At 33.5% G+C, this 18616-nt stretch carries 17 protein-coding genes; 13 read left to right on the top strand and 4 right to left on the bottom strand.

Features of this window, described 5'->3' with window-relative positions:
* Positions 1-78: 78 nt before the first annotated feature.
* Entirely contained in the window at positions 79-2709 is a 2631-nt protein-coding gene (locus ES724_RS10300) for a valine--tRNA ligase (protein WP_146932710.1), read from the bottom strand.
* A gap of 131 nt (positions 2710-2840) precedes the next feature.
* On the opposite strand from ES724_RS10300, the gene ES724_RS10295 reads away from it, so the two are divergent.
* The gene (locus ES724_RS10295; RefSeq protein ID WP_146932708.1) at positions 2841-3230 is read left to right on the top strand and encodes a DUF1573 domain-containing protein; all 390 of its coding nucleotides are present in this window, start codon (positions 2841-2843) and stop codon (positions 3228-3230) included.
* Positions 3231-3265: 35 nt separating this feature from the next.
* On the opposite strand, the gene ES724_RS10290 is transcribed toward ES724_RS10295, so the two are convergent.
* A complete protein-coding gene (locus ES724_RS10290) occupies positions 3266-4600 on the bottom strand; it encodes an aspartyl protease family protein (protein ID WP_146932706.1) in 1335 nt (444 codons plus the stop codon).
* A gap of 103 nt (positions 4601-4703) precedes the next feature.
* On the opposite strand from ES724_RS10290, the gene ES724_RS10285 reads away from it, so the two are divergent.
* On the top strand, positions 4704-5894 hold the full coding sequence (locus ES724_RS10285) for a pyridoxal phosphate-dependent aminotransferase (protein WP_146932704.1): 1191 nt from the start codon (positions 4704-4706) through the stop codon (positions 5892-5894).
* Positions 5894-6907 (top strand): UDP-N-acetylmuramate dehydrogenase, encoded by a 1014-nt coding sequence (gene murB / locus ES724_RS10280; RefSeq protein ID WP_146932702.1) that lies wholly within the window; start codon positions 5894-5896, stop codon positions 6905-6907. The genes ES724_RS10285 and murB overlap by 1 nt, the downstream gene beginning before the upstream one ends.
* A 54-nt stretch (positions 6908-6961) precedes the next feature.
* Here murB and ES724_RS10275 read toward each other — a convergent pair whose 3' ends face one another.
* A complete protein-coding gene (locus ES724_RS10275) occupies positions 6962-7591 on the bottom strand; it encodes a fasciclin domain-containing protein (protein ID WP_146932700.1) in 630 nt (209 codons plus the stop codon).
* Between the two features lie 168 nt (positions 7592-7759).
* Between ES724_RS10275 and ES724_RS10270 the strand changes: the two genes are divergently transcribed.
* From ES724_RS10270 to ES724_RS10245, 6 genes are all read left to right on the top strand, one after another.
* The gene (locus tag ES724_RS10270) at positions 7760-7960 is read left to right on the top strand and encodes a membrane or secreted protein (protein WP_146932698.1); all 201 of its coding nucleotides are present in this window, start codon (positions 7760-7762) and stop codon (positions 7958-7960) included.
* A gap of 12 nt (positions 7961-7972) precedes the next feature.
* Positions 7973-9073 carry a glycosyltransferase gene (locus ES724_RS10265; RefSeq protein WP_146932696.1) on the top strand — a complete coding sequence of 367 codons (1101 nt, stop codon included), beginning with the start codon at positions 7973-7975 and terminating at the stop codon, positions 9071-9073.
* The gene (locus tag ES724_RS10260) at positions 9064-9633 is read left to right on the top strand and encodes an RNA polymerase sigma factor (RefSeq protein WP_146932694.1); all 570 of its coding nucleotides are present in this window, start codon (positions 9064-9066) and stop codon (positions 9631-9633) included. Before ES724_RS10265 ends, ES724_RS10260 begins: the two co-directional genes overlap by 10 nt.
* A gap of 76 nt (positions 9634-9709) precedes the next feature.
* Positions 9710-10582, top strand: a complete 873-nt coding sequence (gene lipA / locus ES724_RS10255; RefSeq protein WP_146932692.1) for a lipoyl synthase — start codon at positions 9710-9712, stop codon at positions 10580-10582.
* Between the two features lie 19 nt (positions 10583-10601).
* Positions 10602-11609 (top strand): type I glyceraldehyde-3-phosphate dehydrogenase, encoded by a 1008-nt coding sequence (gene gap / locus ES724_RS10250; protein ID WP_146932690.1) that lies wholly within the window; start codon positions 10602-10604, stop codon positions 11607-11609.
* Positions 11610-11646: 37 nt separating this feature from the next.
* Positions 11647-13884 (top strand): hybrid sensor histidine kinase/response regulator, encoded by a 2238-nt coding sequence (locus ES724_RS10245; RefSeq protein ID WP_146932688.1) that lies wholly within the window; start codon positions 11647-11649, stop codon positions 13882-13884.
* Positions 13885-13994: 110 nt separating this feature from the next.
* Here the strand turns inward: ES724_RS10245 and lpxK are convergent, their stop codons facing one another.
* Positions 13995-15002: a tetraacyldisaccharide 4'-kinase gene (gene lpxK / locus ES724_RS10240; RefSeq protein WP_146932686.1), complete on the bottom strand. Its 1008-nt coding sequence runs from the start codon at positions 15000-15002 to the stop codon at positions 13995-13997.
* A gap of 45 nt (positions 15003-15047) precedes the next feature.
* Between lpxK and ES724_RS10235 the strand changes: the two genes are divergently transcribed.
* The 4 genes from ES724_RS10235 to msrA all read left to right on the top strand — a co-directional run bounded on the left by ES724_RS10235 (position 15048) and on the right by msrA (position 18377).
* The gene (locus tag ES724_RS10235) at positions 15048-16142 is read left to right on the top strand and encodes a Nif3-like dinuclear metal center hexameric protein (protein WP_146932684.1); all 1095 of its coding nucleotides are present in this window, start codon (positions 15048-15050) and stop codon (positions 16140-16142) included.
* A 2-nt stretch (positions 16143-16144) separates the two neighbouring features.
* On the top strand, positions 16145-16924 hold the full coding sequence (locus tag ES724_RS10230) for a zinc ribbon domain-containing protein (protein WP_146932682.1): 780 nt from the start codon (positions 16145-16147) through the stop codon (positions 16922-16924).
* 156 nt (positions 16925-17080) lie between these two features.
* Positions 17081-17713 (top strand): hypothetical protein, encoded by a 633-nt coding sequence (locus tag ES724_RS10225; protein ID WP_146932680.1) that lies wholly within the window; start codon positions 17081-17083, stop codon positions 17711-17713.
* 1 nt (position 17714) lies between these two features.
* On the top strand, positions 17715-18377 hold the full coding sequence (msrA, locus tag ES724_RS10220; protein ID WP_146932678.1) for a peptide-methionine (S)-S-oxide reductase MsrA: 663 nt from the start codon (positions 17715-17717) through the stop codon (positions 18375-18377).
* The last annotated feature ends 239 nt before the right edge of the window (positions 18378-18616 follow it).

The following is an 18616-nucleotide window of genomic DNA, read 5'->3' as shown; positions in this document are numbered from 1 at the left end:
CCTGCCTCGAATTTTTAAATGTATTTTCCAAATCATACCTGGTAGGCTTGCCCCGAGTTTCTTGATTTCTTTCTGCCACTATTCTAATCCAGCCAAACTAGCCTTTAACATTTGAATTTTCGCTTCAGCATCTGCTTGCTTGGCTTTTTCAACCGCAACAACAGCTTCTGGAGCATTCCCTACAAAACGTTCATTTGACAGTTTATTTTGAACAGATTTTAAAAATCCTTCAGTATATTTTAATTCTTCCTGAATTTTCCCCTTTTCAGCTTCCACATCTATAGCACCTTCAATTGGGATAAAATATTCGTTGGACTTCACTCTATAAGAAAGAGAACCTTCCACTTGCTGATCTACATATTCCAGATTAGATACATTTCCAAGCTTCGTGATCACCTCATTAAAAGTAGTAGAGGTGTTCTCATTGTTCAATATCTGAAGCGATATTTGATCCTTAAAAGATATATTTTTAGATTTTCTGATATTTCTTATTCCCGAGATCACTTCCGAAGCAAAAGCAAATTCCGAAATAATAGTAGTATCAACTGTTAAGGCTTCAGGCCATTTAGATATAATTAATGCTTCTTCTTTAGTTCGAGTGTCTAATTGTTGCCAAATTTCTTCTGAAATAAATGGTACAAAAGGATGCAATATCTTTAAATTATCTTCCAAAATTGCAATCACTTCTTTATAGGTTTTCTCATCTATAGCCTCTCCAAAATTTGGTTTAACCATTTCCAGGAACCAAGAACAGTAATCGTCCCAAATAAGCTTATAAGTAGACATTAGGGCATCACTCATTCTATATTTAGAGAAATGATCTTCTATTTCTAATAAAGTCTGTTGAAACTTAGCCTTATACCACTCTATTGCAATCGCCGAAGATTTAGGTTGCTCTATGGCGCTATCGATCTCCCAACTTTTTAGTAATTTAAAAGAGTTCCAGATCTTATTTATAAATCCGCTTCCTTGCTTACAAAGATCTATTTCAAACATTAAATCGTTCCCGGCAGGAGAACTAAGCAACATTCCAACTCTAACTCCATCTGCACCATATTCATTTATAAGCTTTATAGGGTCTGGAGAATTACCAAGAGATTTAGACATTTTTCGTCTTTGTTTATCTCTTACGATCCCTGTTAAATAAACATTTATAAAGGGTTTTTCACCTCTATATTCATAACCAGCTATCATCATTCTGGCAACCCAAAAGAATAAAATTTCTGGGGCAGTAACTAAATCATTTGTTGGATAGTAATAATTTATTTCTGGATTGTCTGGTTCTAGAATCCCATTAAACACACTCATTGGCCATAACCAGGAAGAGAACCAAGTATCTAAAGCATCAGAATCTTGTTTGATATCTAGAAGTTTAAGCTCAGCATTATTTGTTTGTACTTTTGCTTTTTCTAGAGCTTCCTCTAAAGTTTCTGCAATTACAAAGTCATTTTTACCGTTTCCGTAATAATATGCTGGGATTTGCTGCCCCCACCATAATTGTCTTGAGATGTTCCAATCCCTCACGTTTTCCATCCAATGTCTGTATGTATTTACAAACTTATCTGGAACAAGATTGACCTCTTTATTAAGCACAGCATCTAAAGCAGGCTGTGCCAGTTCTTTCATTTTCAAAAACCACTGATCGCTTAACTTTGGCTCTATAACTGCACCAGTACGTTCGCTAGTTCCTACTTTATTGATATGAGTTTCGGTCTTGATTAAAACTCCTAAACTCTCTAATTCTTTAACAATCTCTTTTCTAGCCTCGAACCTGTCTTTCCCTTGGTAGTGTAATCCAAATTCATTTAAGGTTGCATCGTCATTAAAGATATCTATCACTTCCAGGTTGTGGCGCTCTCCTATTTCTTTATCATTGATGTCATGAGCTGGAGTAACTTTTAGACATCCTGTACCAAATTCTACATCTACATAATCGTCTTCTATAATTGGAATAGCTCTATTGGCTAATGGAACTATCGCTTTTTTACCCTTAAGATGACTAAAACGATCATCGTTTGGGTTTATACAAATAGCAGTATCTCCCAAGATTGTCTCTGGGCGGGTTGTAGCTATAGTTACTGTCTCCTCACTATTTTCTATTTTATATGTTAGATAGTAAAGGTTTCCTTGCTTTTCCTGATAAATAACTTCTTCGTCGGAAAGAGTTGTTTTCGCTTCTGGATCCCAATTCACCATCCTGTAGCCTCTATAAATTAGGCCTTTTTCATACAGATCTACAAATACTTTTATCACTGAAGCAGACATATTCTCGTCCATCGTAAACTTTGTGCGTTCCCAATCGCAAGAAGCTCCTAATTTTTTTAGCTGTTCAAGGATAATTCCACCGTGTTTGTGGGTCCAATCCCAAGCATGCTCCAAAAACTCTTCCCTAGAAAGATCGTTTTTGTTTATACCCTCTTCCTTTAATTTAGCTACAACTTTTGCTTCTGTAGCGATAGATGCATGATCTGTTCCAGGCACCCAACATGCGTTAAAGCCTTTTAGTCTTGCTCGTCTTATAAGAACATCCTGGATAGTATTATTCAGCATATGCCCCATGTGCAACACCCCCGTAACATTAGGTGGAGGAATAACAATGGTATATGGAGTCCTGTCATCTACCTCAGAATGAAAATAACCTTGCTCCATCCAGTAGTTATACCATTTATCTTCTACCTTTTGGGAATCGTATTTTTGGGATGTTGACATAATTGGTCTAGTTTTTGAAAATATCTGCAAAAGTACTTATAAGTTGAAGACTATAAAAGAAGTAGTTTTGCTTATATGTTTTTGAGTTTATTCAAAACAAGTTACCTTTACTTAATTGAAAATTAGAAATTATGAAAAAAATCATTTCAATATTAATACTGATAGTAACTGGTTTTTCTACTATCAATGCCCAAAATACTGCCAAATTTGAATTCAAGTCTGAACTTATAGACTACGGGGATATAGAAAAAGGGAGTGATGGCACAAAAGTTTTTCATTTTAAAAATATAGGCTCCGAGCCCTTAATTATTGAAAACGTCTATTCCAGTTGTGGGTGTACCGTACCTACATGGACTAAGGCTGCAATTGCACCAGGGAAATCTGGAGAAATTCAGGTAAAATATGACACTAATCGAGTTGGACCAATTAGAAGAACAATAACAATTTATTCTAATGCAGATGAACCAACAAAAGCGGTAAAAATAAAAGGAAGAGTTCTAGATCCTGACGAAAAATCTTAATCACAAAAAAACTCTCGAGAAATCGGGAGTTTTTTTTATAATACTCGTTTCAGTTCGAAACGGATATCTAATAACACGCCATTCCTTTTTATCTTCAATTTAATAGTTTTTCCCTCGCCAGAACTAAACATTTTACTTATTTGTGAGAGTTCATAATTGTATGCAGCTTTCTTATTGATGGTTTCAACTAAATCTCCAACCTTTAATCCTGCCAGAGCTGCAGGCGAATTAGGCCTTACTTCAGCAATAATATATTGTGGCTCCAACTTAAATTTAACCTTAGAATAACTCTTATAAACAACCACCCCTTTAAATGCATCTTCAGATTCACTAAATACTGGAGAGTTGTTATTTTCAAAATCCTTCACAATAGTATATCCTTCATGAGCAAGCACAATACCACTCATATCATATTCAAACGGCTCTCTAAAATTTTTGTTAGGTTTTAACCTTAATCGCTTATTCTTATAATCGAAAGTAGAAGTGAATCGTTTTAAAACCTGAAAGCCCAAGCTTCCATTACGGGACTTATATGTTGAAACCCCTGCAAAATACAAAGTGTCTGGAAAACTTGCAGTCACCCCGTCTAATTGGAATTTTCCTAGTTTTAAGTTATTAACCCTAGCTCGTTTTCCATAAACACTACCTCCCATTCCAAATCCCAGAAAATCTTCAAAATTTTCATCAGGGATCTCAATCCCTAAATCGGGGGCTTCAAAGATCCAAAGAGCATCCCCAGATCCACTATCTATCAAAAGATCCATAGGGAGGAAACCTTTATTCTCTATACTCACCAATGCCTTTATATAAGGTTTGTTTTTATGAAACACCAAATCAAAATCATCACAACGCCTACATTTCTTATAAACATAAGAATCTATATTATAAGCTATAAGTCGTTCTTTTGTGTAACTGAATTCAACGACAAAATCCTTAAAAAAATCATATCCAATAATTCCATGAATAGGCAAGCCTAGCCTATTAGAAAGGCTGATGTCATGATCATAAACTATATAAACGGTGAAATCAGAATGTGATGCAGTCCCAACACGCACAGTATTTCCCGTGGATTTAATAGCAGTGATCGCCTTTCCTTCTCCCCAGCCCCGAAGTAAAATATCGGTTGCATTTTTTACATTCAAAGAATCTTTTTCTTCTAAGCTAAATATGATAGAAGATTCTACACCAGTATCGAGTAAAAATGTAAGTTCCACCCCATTTATTTCTAAGGGAATAACAACAAGATCGTTTACAGATTGAAATGAAAGATCAAATTTATATTTCCCTTCATCTATTTTAAAAACGCCTTGAGCTTTAGAAATATTGAAAAAGCATAAAAAAACTAACAATATGTAAATAGGGCATGACATGTTTTTATTTAATTTACGAAAAATATGAGCATAAATGACAATCCTAAAAAATTGAATTCTGCATTATATTTCGCATTTTTGCAATGAAAAAACAAAAAAAGTTATGCCTAAAATTTCAGTTAAAGGTAATTCTATGCCAGAATCACCAATTAGAAAGTTAGTTCCCTTTGCAGAAGCAGCCATTAGAAAAGGCCGGAAGATATATCAACTAAACATTGGACAACCAGACATAAAAACCCCGTCGGTAGCACTAGATGCTGTTAGAAATCACAATATAGAAGTTCTTTCTTATAGCCACTCAGCCGGTTTTGAAGGATACAGAAATAAATTAGCCAATTATTATAAGAATCATGACATTCCTGTTGATGGTGAACAAATAATAATTACCACAGGCGGTTCTGAAGCATTGCTTTTTGCCATGGGTAGTATTACCGATATTGGGGATGAAATTATTATTCCAGAACCATTTTACGCAAATTACAATGGTTTTGCTACTGCTTCAGGAATAAAAATTGTTCCTGTTGAGTCTAAAATTGAAACAAATTTTGCCCTCCCTCCTATTGCTGATTTCGAAAAATTGATCACTGCCAAAACCAAGGCGATATTAATATGTAATCCGGGGAATCCTACAGGATACTTATATACTAAAGAGGAAATAGATCAATTAGCCGAAATGGCAATTAAACACGATATCTTTTTGGTAGCAGATGAGGTTTACAGAGAATTTGCTTATGATGGTGCAAAACACCACTCAGTAATGAGTATTGACAAATTGAAAGATCACGCGATCATGATCGATTCAGTCTCTAAAAGATATAGTATGTGTGGCGCTAGAATTGGATGCTTAGTTTCTAAGAATAAAGAAGTTATTCATACTGCAATGAAGTTTGCACAAGCCAGATTAAGTCCTCCAACATTTGAGCAAATTGCTAGTGAAGCAGCATTAGAAACTCCTCAGAGCTACTTTGATGATGTTATAAAAGAATATACTTCCAGAAGAAATTTACTTATTGCAGGGCTAAAATCGATTGATGGAGTAAAAGTTGCCACTCCAAAAGGAGCCTTTTATTGTATTGCAGAATTGCCAATTAAAAATGCCGATAATTTCGCGAAATGGTTATTGGAGGAATATCAATTAGATAATGAAACAGTAATGGTTGCACCTGCAGCCGGGTTTTACTCTACTCCAAATACAGGTTTAAATCAAGTTAGGATTGCTTATGTTCTTAAAAAAGAAAATCTTGAAAGAGCAATAGAAATATTGAAAAATGCTTTAACAGTTTACAAAGACTAATGAAGGTTTCCCAAAATGCTTCTTTAAAATCTTATAACACTTTCGGAATAGATGTTAAGGCAAAAAACCTAATCTCTGTTGATAGTGTAGATGAGTTGATCTCTGTACTTAAAAAAAACGATACTGAAGATCTTTTTATATTAGGAGGAGGCAGCAACATGTTGCTTACCCAAAATATAGATACCACGGTAATTCATATAGATATTAAAGGTGTTGAAGTTGTTAGGGAAACTGAAGAATTTGTTTTTGTGAAATCTTATGCTGGTGAAAACTGGCACGAATTTGTTTTGTATACTCTTGAAAATAATTGGGGCGGACTAGAAAATCTATCACTTATCCCAGGAAATGTAGGCACCTCCCCTATCCAGAATATTGGGGCTTATGGCGTAGAGCTAAAAGATCACTTTGTATCCTGTGACGCCCTTGACATTCAAACTTTAGAAGTTGTAAATTTCACAGCAAAAGAATGTGAATTTGATTATAGAAATTCTATTTTCAAAAATAAGGTTAAGGGGAAATATATTATCACCAATGTGGTTTTCAAATTAACGAAAGCCAATCATAAACTGCTCACTAGCTATGGTGCAATTAATGAAGCATTAGCAGAAATGGGGGTAAATAATGTAGGAATTCGGGATATTTCTAATGCTGTAATTAAAATTAGGCAACAAAAATTACCAGATCCTAAGGAATTAGGAAACAGTGGAAGTTTTTTCAAAAATCCAGTGATAAGCAATAAAGAGTTTGAAGTATTAAAGGAACAATTCCCAGAAATACCAAGTTATAATGTGGGAGAAGACAGTATTAAAATACCTGGAGGATGGTTAATAGATAAAGCTGGATTAAAAGGATATCGGGAAGGAAATACTGGTGTACATAAAAACCAGGCTTTAGTATTGGTCAATTACGGAGAAGCGACAGGGGAAGAAATACTGAAGTTATCACGTAAAGTTCAAGCAGAGATACTTACCAAATTCAACATTTATCTAGAACCGGAAGTAAATATTATTTAAAATAAAAAAGTCCCGCAATTGCGGGACTTTTTCTAAACTAGATTTTCTTACTAGTTATGATTTCTTCATTACAACAGCGTCAATAACATGTACAACTCCGTTAGAAGCATCAACATCTGCTTGAATTACTGTAGCGGTTTTACCGTTACCATCCTTTAGCATGATCTTATCTCCGCTCATCATTGCAGTTAATTCAGCACCTTCAACAGTCTTAAATTTATAAGTCCCGTTATTGTCTTTAATGGCTTTAGCTAAATCTGTAGATGTAATTTCACCTGAAACTACATGATACTTCAAAACAGCTTGCAAATCTGACTGATTTTCTTTCATCATTAAATTATCCAAAGTAGCTTTTGGCACTTTAGCAAATGCATCATTGGAAGGAGCAAAAACAGTAAATGGTCCTTCATCCTCTTTCATCATTGTTGCAAGTTCCGCAGATTGTAGAGCACTAACTAGAGTGCTTAAATCTGCCGTAGCCATAGCTTTTGCAGCAATACTATTAGATTGCATTTCCATTTTTTCTTGTTCCATTTTCATGTCAGCTTCTCTTGTAGCCTCTTCTTCAGCTTCCATTCTTTCCATTTCCATTTTCTCTTCCTGCTCTTTTTTCTTATTATCTTCACAAGATGTAAAAGCAAATACCGATAAAATGGCAACTATTAATAAATGTTTAATTTTCATAATTTAGTTTTTGTGTTAATTAATTGATGCAATTTAGTTCGGATTCCACAATTATTGCACATTTAGCAATTAAAGTTTAGTTAAAATTTGCAAAGGTTATACTAATCTATGGATTGGATTTTTTTTGACCTTTTTTTATCCGTATTTTTGCATCATTAATAAACCGTTATGGAATTACTTCTAATTACAATAGTATTATTAGGCCTTGCTTTTGCAGGAATAGCAATAAAGATCTGGGCGAAAAAAGATGGGGAGTTTGCAGGAACATGTGCTAGCCAAAGCCCATTCTTAAATAAAGATGGAGAAGCATGTAGTTTTTGCGGAAAATCACCAGACGAAATAAAAGATTGCTCAGATTCCAAAAATTAGGAATTTTAAAACATGGCAATATTTTTACTAGGATTTTTTATTCTGATTACACTTGTCAATATCCTATTCTTTATAGGATATTTTAGTTTTGCCTCCGCAAAAGAATCAACTTCCAATGCTACCCCTCCAGTCTCAGTAATTGTATGTGCAAAGAATGAAGCAGAAAATTTAAAAGACTTCATTCCCTTTATCCTTCAACAAAACTACCCAAATTTCGAAGTTATTCTGGTAAATGACGCTTCTGTTGATGACACTTTGGAAGTGATGGAACATTTTGAAGAATTAGATTCTCGTGTTCGTTTGGTAAATGTTCAAAACAATGAAGCTTTTTGGGGTAAAAAGAAATATGCCTTAACCTTAGGGATCAAAAAAGCAAAAAATTCTACTTTATTATTTACAGATGCAGATTGTAGACCGGAATCCAACATGTGGATCTCTCAAATGGCCTCAAATTTTCAACAAAACAAAACAATTGTTCTTGGTTACGGAGGATATTTAAAAAATAAAGGGTCTTTTCTGAATAAACTTATTCGATATGAAACTTTATTAACAGCAATCCAATATTTTTCATTTGCCAAATGGGGTATTCCGTATATGGGAGTAGGAAGAAATCTCGCATATACCTCTCAGGAATTTTATGCTCAGAATGGTTTTGCAACACATCTACACATTAGATCTGGGGACGATGATCTATTTGTAAATCAAGCAGGGACAAAAAAAAACACTGTTATTACGTTTAACAGAGCTTCTATAACTAGAAGTATTCCCAAAACAGACTTCTCCGCCTGGATACTTCAGAAGAGAAGACATGTTGCCACAGCAAAATTTTATAAAAAGAAGCATAAATTCTTATTGGCATCTTTTTATGTATCTCAAATTGGTTTTTGGATCTTGCTTATATCCCTGTTATTATTAAATATACATTGGCCTATTGTATTAGGGATTTTCATATTAAGATTGCTCATACAGTATACCGTTTATTACAAGTCTGCTAAAAAATTAGATGAGATGGACCTTTTATGGTTAATACCATTTTTGGAAGTATTTTTAATCTTCACGCAATTAAGTATCTTTAGCATGAATGTTTTTTCAAAACCAACCAATTGGAAATAAATAGCGAAGTTCTTTTAAAGGAAATTGAAAAAGCTAAAAAAGGAGATCAGGCAGCTTATAAATATTTGCTGGATAAATTTTGGGTGGAAGTTTATAGTTTTCAATTAAAAAGAATAAGAAACGAAGCAGATGCAGAGGATATTACCATCCAAACCTTTTCTAAGGCTTTTGACAAACTAAATAGTTTTAATGACAATTATGTTTTTAAAACTTGGCTTATCACTATTTCCAAGAACATCCATATAGATCTTTTAAGAAAAGAGAAAGCTTCTATTAGAGCTAATACTTCAGACACCAATATGGAATATGTTCATGAAATTATGGACGAAACACCATCCATGGAAGACATTTTAATAAACGAACAACATTTAGCTCAACTATTAAGTGATATTAAAAAGTTAAAACCAACGTATCAAGAAGTTATCAATCTTAGATATTTTCAGGAAAAATCTTATAAAGAGATCGCGTCCCACCTTGAGGAACCTATGAGTAATATAAAAGTAAAACTCTTACGTGCTAAAAAATTGCTCGCTCAAATAATAGAATCACATAAAGCTTAATTCTACTTTTAAGACTATTCTATTCAAGTTACCCAATTCATCATATTATTGTATCTTTGAACTATAGATTTTTGATATGACAACAGAGACTTTAACTACCCCAAAACGCACTCCGAAACCAAAATGGTTACGCGTAAAGCTTCCAACCGGAAAAAAATACACAGAACTTAGAGGACTTGTAGAAAAATACGACCTGCATACTATTTGTACTTCTGGTAGTTGTCCCAATATGGGTGAATGTTGGAGTGAAGGAACTGCTACATTTATGATCTTAGGAAACGTATGTACAAGATCATGCGGATTTTGTGGAGTAAAAACAGGAAGACCAGATACTATAGACTGGGATGAACCTGAAAAAGTTGCAAGATCTATAAAGCTTATGAAAATTAAGCATGCTGTAATTACCAGTGTAGATAGAGACGATATTAAAGATATGGGTTCTATTGTTTGGGCAGAAACTGTTAAAGCAATAAGACGAATGAATCCTGAAACAACTTTGGAAACCCTTATTCCAGATTTTCAAGGAAATGAGAGAAATATAGATAGGATTATTGCTGTAAAACCTGAAGTGGTTTCCCATAACATGGAAACGGTAAAGAGACTATCAAGAGAAGTTAGAATTCAGGCAAAATATGAACGCAGCTTACAGGTTTTAAAATATTTAAAAGATCAGGGTATTGCCAGAACCAAATCTGGAATCATGTTAGGATTAGGGGAACAAGAAGATGAAGTAATACAGACACTTAAAGATCTTAGGAGTGTAAATTTAGATATCGTAACCATTGGTCAATATTTACAGCCTAGCAAAAAACATTTACCTGTTAAGCAATTTATTACTCCAGATCAATTTAAGAAATATGAAACTATAGGTTTGGAATTAGGTTTCCGCCATGTTGAAAGTGGAGCATTAGTGAGATCTTCTTACAAAGCTCAAAAACACTTAACTTAATCTCATTTCTTAAAATAGAATGTCAGAAAAAATTAAAATTGGAATTAATGGCTTTGGCCGTATAGGTCGTAATTTATTTAGACTTTTAATTGATCACCCCAGAATTGAAGTTGTTGCAATTAATGATATCGCAGATGCTGCCACTTTAGCCCATCTACTAAAATACGATAGTATTCATGGCCGGATCAAGGCTGAAATTGAGCATGAAGATTCCAAAATTTTAATAAATAATAAGGAAATTCCTGTCCTGAAGCATCTTCATCCAAAAGATATTAACTGGAGCAAATACCAAGTAAATATTGTAATTGAAGCATCAGGGAAATACAAAAAACAGGAAGATTTACAATTTCATTTACAAAAAGGTGTAGAAAAAGTAATTCTTTCGGTTCCACCAGATGACGATACTATTAAGATGGTGGTATTAGGAGTAAATGAGGATATTTTAGACGGAACTGAGCAAATAATTTCCAACGCCTCATGCACTACTAATAATGCTGCTCCAATGTTAGATGTGATTCGGAAGAATTTCGGAATAGAACAAGCATATATTTCAACCATACACTCCTACACTTCAGATCAAAATTTACATGATAAGCCCCATCGCGATCTAAGAAGAGCTAGAGCTGCGACTCAGTCTATTATTCCCACAACCACTGGTGCAGCCAAAGCACTTACTAAGATATTCCCTGAATTTAAAGATGTGATTGGTGGATGCGGTATAAGAGTACCAGTACCAAATGGTTCATTAACAGACATGACCATTAATATTTCCACAAATACAACGATAGAAGAAATAAATGCTGTTTTCAAAAATGCATCAGAAACCTATTTAAAAGGAATACTGAGCTATACTGATGAGCCTATAGTTTCTATAGATATAATTGGCGATTCACATTCATGTGTTTTTGATTCAGGAATGACTTCTGTAATTGGAGGAGGATTAATTAAATTGATTGGTTGGTACGACAATGAAATTGGGTACTCGAGCCGGTTGAAAGATTTAATTTCATTCGTCGCAAAGAAATAACTATATTTATCATCATTAAGTACCAGCCATTGCCCCAATGAGGAAATTATTATTTTTAATTGTTAGCCTTTTTTGTTTTAATTCAACGTTTGCTTTTCAAGAAAAAAGTGAGTTAGAAATAGATGAAATAAACACTAAGATTATTGAATTATTAGGAAAAGCCGAAATTTCTATTAATGTTCTGAATTTTGAGAAGGCTCATCAGCAATTAGACACTGCCTTAGAACTTTCTAACCAAATAGACAATAAGAAATCTATTGCACTATCCAGTAGCATACTTTCCCAATTACTATATATTCGCCATGATATTCCAAAAGCGATCATAGAACTAGAAAGAGCAATTTCTATCCAATTAGAAATGGACGATAAAGAAGGTCTTGCTTATAGTTACTTAACCTATGCTAAACTTTTTAATTCTGCGAACGCACCAGAAAGAGCAATAAAATATTTGAACTTAGCTCAGGAATATTATGAAGAAAAGAATCAAATTGAATTTCTAGGTATCGTTGAACTCAATCGAGCCATGATCACTCTAGGAATTAGCCAATCCAAAGAAAACTTAAACCTAGCATTAACCTATTTGAATAATGCAAAAGTATATTTAAAGGATAGTGACAACAATTATGAACTTTCCAGATTATACTATTATAGGGCAAGAAATTATTTATTATTAGAGGAAATCAACCAAGCTGAACTAGAAGCTTTAAAATCTAATGAAATTGCAAAGGAGAACAATTTAGGAGGAATGGTGATGTATTCTTATGATTTGTTAAGCCAGATAAAGGAAGAGCAAAGAAAATACAGCCAATCCTTAAGTTATCTTAAGCTGAGTAATAATGTAAGGGATTCTATTTTCGATATTAGTAAAGAAGCATTGGCAGTTGATGCCAATACCAGATATGGGGTAGATGCCATGCGAACCAATATGGCAGAACTGACCGAACAAAATGCAGAGCAAGAAAAATCTTTAAAGGTAAATAAGCTAACCACTATCCTAAGTGTTGCTCTTATAACCATATTATCTTTACTCACCTTATCTCTATATAAAAACAATAACTTAAGAGCCAGAGCTAACGATCTTTTACAAAAGAAAAATGATGAATTAACTCTTGCCAAGGAAAATGCAGAAAAAGCATCATTAGCAAAGGCACAATTCCTTTCCACCATTACACACGAGTTAAGGACACCTTTATATGCAGTTACTGGACTTACCCATTTATTATTGGAAGAAAGCCCAACCGAAAATCAGAAGGAACATTTAAATTCTCTGAAATTTTCAGGGGAATATTTACTTTCTCTTATTAATAATATTCTCGATCTTAATAAGCTTGAAGCTAAAAAAGTAGAAGTTCTAGATACTTCTTTCAATTTAGAAAAACGAATTTCGGATGTATTGGTAGCTCTCAAAAATTCTGCTGATGACAAGAAAACAAAATTGCACTATTATTTTGATCCTGACATACCTAAAAAGCTAAAAGGAGATCCACTTAAAATCTCTCAGATCCTTATTAATCTAATTGGTAACTCCATAAAGTTTACAGAGGAAGGTGATATCTGGATAAATGTAAACAGGGTAAATCAAGTAGGTCAATCAGTATTCCTACATTTTGAAATAAAGGATACAGGCGAAGGAATATCTAAGGAAAAACAATCCTCTATTTTTGAGAACTTCACGCAAGGTTCACTTCAAATAAACAGAAAATTCGGAGGGACTGGATTAGGTTTGTCTATTGTAAAGAATTTACTAAACTTAATGAATAGTGAGATCTATTTAGATAGCGAATTTGGAAAGGGTTCTACATTTAGCTTCGACTTAAAATTTGAAGCATTCGAGCAAGCAGAAGGTGTAGCTGTATCTCAGCTAGCGAAAATAGCGCCCTTGACCAACGATATAATGCACAATAAAAAGATCTTGATTGTTGAGGACAATAAGATCAACCAAATGATTACACGGAAAATCTTAGAAAAACATAATGTTATTTGCGATTTAGCAGATAATGGTACTATTGCTGTAGAAAAGGCCTCAAACAACTATTTTGATCTTATTCTTATGGACATTCATATGCCTGGAATTAGTGGAATAGAAGCGACTGTTTTAATTCGTGAATTCGATGATAAAATTCCAATTGTAGCTTTAACAGCGGTAACCTTAGATGAAAATTTAGATGAATTTTATTTAAATGGGTTTACAGATATTATTCCCAAACCTTATAAAACAGAGGAGTTTTTCGCTAAAATAAATTTCCACTTATCTAAAAGAAAAGTTACTGTTTAAATCTTGGCATGCAGTTTGAATATATAGGTTTAGTAGAAGTATATAAAAGATATATAGTTTGAATTAGCCAAATAGAAAAAATGAGATGCATCGTGCATCTCATTTTTCATTTAGGCATTTAAAATAAAGCTTTTTATCGCTTTATTAAAGCTATCAGTATTCTGAATAAATTTCATTTTAATAGGTAAATAGAACAGTCGCTCTAACCCTACGTCCCCCTTTAATCTCATAAAATCCTTTTCTGTAGTAATAACCAGCTTGGATTGAGCGATTTTTTTTATTTCTTCTGAAGAAAAATTATGATGATCGGGAAATTTCAAATGCTGAAAAGAAATCATAGAAGCATTTAAATATTCACATAAAGAATCTGGATTCGCAATTCCCGTTACCAATGTTATTTCCTTATCAATTAATTCTTGAAGCCCTATTTCCTTAGTTCCATTAAAAACATAGTCATTATAACTTATATAACTAAAAAATAACTGCTGATAGTTTCTCAGTTTTAATTGGCTTCTAATGCTTTCTTGCTTCTCTATGCTTATATTATATGGGCATTTTGTGACTACTATAATTTTTGCTCTTCCTGCACCTACTACAGGCTCTCTTAAATTACCAGTTGGTAACATAAAATCGTCTTGGTATAGATCGTCATATTTGGTAAGCAAAATATTTAAACCTGCTTTCACTTTTCTATGTTGTAATGCATCATCTAATAATATAAGATCTGGATTATGCTTCTCCCGGAGCTTAGCTATCCCCCGTCTTCTATTCTCATCTACAGCAACAATTGCATCCCTAAACTTATTTTTAAACTGAAGGGGCTCATCTCCAACATTAGTAGCGCTATCAGCTATAGAAACCAATTTAAAACCTTTGGTTTTTCTTCCATAGCCTCTGCTTAATGTCGCTACCTTATTATCTGGAAGTAAAAGCTCTAATAAATATTCTATCATAGGAGTTTTTCCCGTTCCTCCAACACTTAAATTTCCCACACAAATCACAGGAAAAGAATAAGACATAGCTTTAAATACCTTTAGGTCATACAGCAAATTCCTAATCAACATGACTAGACCGTACATTAAGGCGAAGGGAAAAAGGAATTTTCTTAGGATACTCATCTTAGCGAAAGTATAATATTTATATTTGAATTAAAATAGTAGAAGATGATTATTGCAGAGGTTATAAAACACTTAGAAGATTTTGCTCCCATCGCCACCGCCGAGGATTTTGATAATGTAGGTTTATTGGTGGGAGATGCAACGACAGCTCTAAAAGGTGTTTTGGTAACTCATGACACTTTAGAGGAAGTGGTAGAAGAAGCAATAGCTAAGAATTGTAACTTAATAGTAAGTTTTCATCCTATAATTTTTTCTGGACTTAAAAAGCTGAATGGAAAAAACTATATAGAACGTGCAGTTATTAAAGCAATAAAGAATGACATTGCTATCTATGCCATACATACTGCACTAGATAATCATCATTTGGGAGTAAATAAGATCATGTGCGACAAGCTTGGGCTTCAAAACACCAAAATATTAATTCCGAAGAATGGAGTTATTAAAAAGCTCACTACCTATGTTCCAAAAGAGCAAGCAGATGAGTTAAGAAAGAAATTATTTGAAGCTGGTGCTGGAGCTATTGGGAATTATGACGAATGTAGCTTCAATATTTCTGGTACAGGAAGTTTTAAACCTAATTTGGTTTCTAATCCCACTATAGGAAATAAGAATGAAATTCATTTTGAAGAAGAAATTCAGATAGGAGTAATTTTTCCGAAGCATTTAGAAAGTAGGATCTTAAAAGCACTTTTCAAAAACCATCCTTATGAAGAGGTAGCTTATGAACTAATCACTTTAGATAATTCACATCAGCAAATGGGAATGGGAATGATTGGGGAACTCCCTGAGGCAATTGAAGAAGTTGAATTCCTTTCTTTAGTGAAGAAAACATTTAAAGCAGATGGGATAAGACATTCCAAATTATTAGAAAAGAAGGTAAAGAAAATAGCAGTCCTTGGCGGAAGTGGAAGTTCTGCGATAGATGCTGCAAAAAGTGCAGGTGTAGACTTCTTTATAACGGCAGATCTTAAGTATCACGATTACTACAGAGCCGAACAAAAACTAGTGGTTGCAGACATTGGTCACTATGAAAGTGAACGATACACAAAAAACCTATTACATTCGTATCTTAGTAAAAAAATTAGTAATTTTGCGATTATTTTAGCGAATACAAAAACGAATCCCATCAAGTATTATTAAATATGGCAAAGAAAACCGAGGTTACTGTAGAAGAGAAGTTAAGAGCATTGTACGATCTTCAGTTAATTGACTCTAGAATAGATGAAATTAGAAATGTACGTGGTGAACTTCCTTTAGAGGTAGAAGATTTAGAAGATGAAGTAGCCGGATTAAATACACGTATACAAAAGCATGATACAGATCTAGAGGTTATTGATAACGATATCAAAACTAAAAAGATCCTTATCGAGGACGCAAAAGCATCTATTAAAAAATATGCCGAGCAACAGAAAAACGTCCGTAATAACCGTGAATTCAATGCGCTTAGTAAGGAAGTAGAATTTCAAGAACTTGAAATAGAACTTGCAGAAAAGCACATCAAAGAATATAGAGCTTCTATAGAGCATAAAAAGGAAGTTATTGGGCAGACCAGAGAGAAATTGGAAGATCGTCAAAAACACCTAGTGCACAAAAAGGGAGAATTAGATGAAATTTTAGCCGAAACTCAAAAAGAGGAAGACATGCTAACAAAAAAATCTAATGATTTCGAAACTCAAATTGAAGACAGACTTATTACTGCTTACAAAAGAATTAGAAATAATGTAAAAAATGGTTTAGCTGTAGTTCCCGTAGAAAGAGGAGCTTCCGGTGGATCTTATTTTACTATTCCTCCACAAGTTATTGTTGAGATTGCAAGTCGAAGAAAAATCATTACAGATGAGCATAGTGGTAGAATCCTTGTAGACGAGGAATTGGCCAAAGAAGAACAAGAAAAAATGGTAAAAATGTTTTCTAAGTTTTAAGGCTACTTTTTCTAAATAATTCTAGGGTTTAGAATAATTGCAGATTATGCGATTATTTTAAACCCTATTTTTTTGGAGTAAATTGATTAACACCAATTTCACACAAACTCCTAAATAAATAGATAACTTTATTAATAATATAAACACCCCCTATATATGAAAGTCTCCGTTGTTGTCCTTTTAGGAATTACTCTATTAGTTGCTTCATGTAAAGACTCTAATACAGAATCTGTTTCTGAAGACAAAGAGAAAACAAATTCTGAAATGAAAACGGAGAAAAAGGAAAACTCTGACACGTATTCTCAAACTGAAGAAACATCTAGAGATACCGAAGCTTCAAATTCAAATAGCAATTCTGAAACTTCCAAAAAAACTACAAGCGAAGACAAAACTAAGCAGAATATTCAAAATTCTAATCTAAGCGGGACTTATATAAAAACGGGAGAAGAAATAGATAATTCTTGCACCTGCTACTGTGTAAATATTAATTATACGGCCAATTCTGAAATGTGTTTAACCCCATCTAAAATTTTTATTAATACAAGAATGGTAAAAGAGAGCAATAATCTAACTAACATCTTCTTAGTGGCACCTTCTTCTAAAAATACTGAAGGAAAAGATATTCCTTGGTCTAAATTCGACACAAACACACCCATAGCAAACATTACTTCTAAAGGAAATGGGGAAATAGAGTTAGATTGGTTAGGTTTCACGATGAATGGAGACTTAGCTATAGATTATGCTATTCTTGGCAAAAAAACATTAGAAGGAAACTATAAAAAGAAATAATATGAAATCTATTTTATTACTTACATTTTCACTGATTATATCATCTTGCGGAAATGGAAACACTAAATCTGCAACAACGAATTCTGAAATTGCAAATGCTGAACCTGTAGAAGCAACCACTCAAGACAATATGGCTAAAGCGTATTTCGCTAGCGGATGCTTTTGGTGCGTAGAAGCTATTTATGAAAGTGTAAATGGGGTGAAGGAAGTGGTTTCAGGATACTCTGGCGGACATACCGAAAACCCGACTTATGAGTCTAGTAATACCGGGAGAACTGGACATGCTGAAGCTGTAGAAGTGATCTACGACCCCGAAGTGGTGAGTTTTGAAACTTTGGTAAAAGTTTTCTATGGCTCTCAAAACCCAACCCAAGTAAATGGTCAGGGTCCTGATATGGGATCTCAATATAGATCTCTAATCTTTTTTCAGAATGATGAACAAAAGGAAATAATCAATACTGTTTCTACTGAAGTAGCTAAAAATTACGATAAGCCATTAGCTGCTGAAATTTTACCCTTTCAAAAATTTTGGGTAGCAGAAGATTATCATCAAAACTATGAAAGATTACATCCTGAAAACCCATACATTCAGAATGTATCTATCCCAAGATATAATAGGTTTAAAAAGAAATTTCCTAAATTATTGAAGCCTAATGCGCATTAATATTTCAAAAAAACTTAAACAAGAAAAAGAGGCATTAAGCCTCTTTTTCTTGTTTAAGTTTTTTATATCGTAGAATAAATATATAATAGCAGGATTAATAATCGCTTATTCTCTTTACATCAAGAATACAAGTCTTTTATTTTTGGTCCATAAATCTTAAAACCATTATCTTTTTTTATCTGCCCTTCATTTTTTTTGCTCGTCCAAAAGAAACGAAGCAAAGAAAAAGACGCCTTTTT

Source organism: Gillisia hiemivivida, assembly GCF_007997295.1.
Taxonomy (GTDB): domain Bacteria; phylum Bacteroidota; class Bacteroidia; order Flavobacteriales; family Flavobacteriaceae; genus Gillisia; species Gillisia hiemivivida.
This window is presented reverse-complemented; position numbering and strand designations above follow the sequence as displayed.